Genomic DNA, 587 nt, shown 5'->3' with positions numbered 1-587 from the left:
CTTGACTGGATATACCGGTACGATTCAGTGGCAGTCATCTACCGATAATAATAGCTTCAATAATATTGCTGGCCAGACAGGTGCAAGTTATACGGCAACGAACTTAACTGCTACGACTTATTACCGTGCAGTGGTGACCAGCGGTGTATGTACCTCTGCGATTAGCTCAAGTACGGCTATCACCGTTACAGCGGTTAGTGTTGCTGGAACGATCAGTGGCGGTGGAGTAACAGTATGTTCTGGTTCGAACAGTACTACATTGAATCTGACCGGTTATACAGGAACAATTCAATGGCAATCATCAAGTGACAATAACAGCTTCAGTGATATTGCTGGCCAGACAGGTGCAAGTTATACGGCATCGAACCTGACCTCGACCACTTATTACCGTGCAGTGGTGACCAGTAGTGTATGTACTTCAGCAGTCAGCTCAAGTACAGCCATCACCGTTACAGCGGTCAGCGTTGCTGGAACGATCAGCGGTGGTGGAGTGACAGTATGTTCCGGTTTGAACTCTAACACCTTAACATTGACGGGCTATACGGGTACGATTCAGTGGCAGTCATCAAGTGACAATAACAGCTTTA

The 587-nt window shown here is 46.8% G+C and carries 1 protein-coding gene; it reads left to right on the top strand.

The genetic code is table 11. The annotated features are described in order from the left end of the window. Positions 1-587 (top strand): DUF8696 domain-containing protein (locus ACH3Y6_RS15655; RefSeq protein WP_490836569.1); only part of this gene is annotated, 587 nt, incomplete at both ends.

Source organism: Sediminibacterium sp. FW305-C-269 (genome assembly GCF_058231045.1).
The sequence above is the reverse complement of the archived record's forward strand: the minus strand, read 5'-3'. Positions and strand labels throughout refer to the sequence as shown.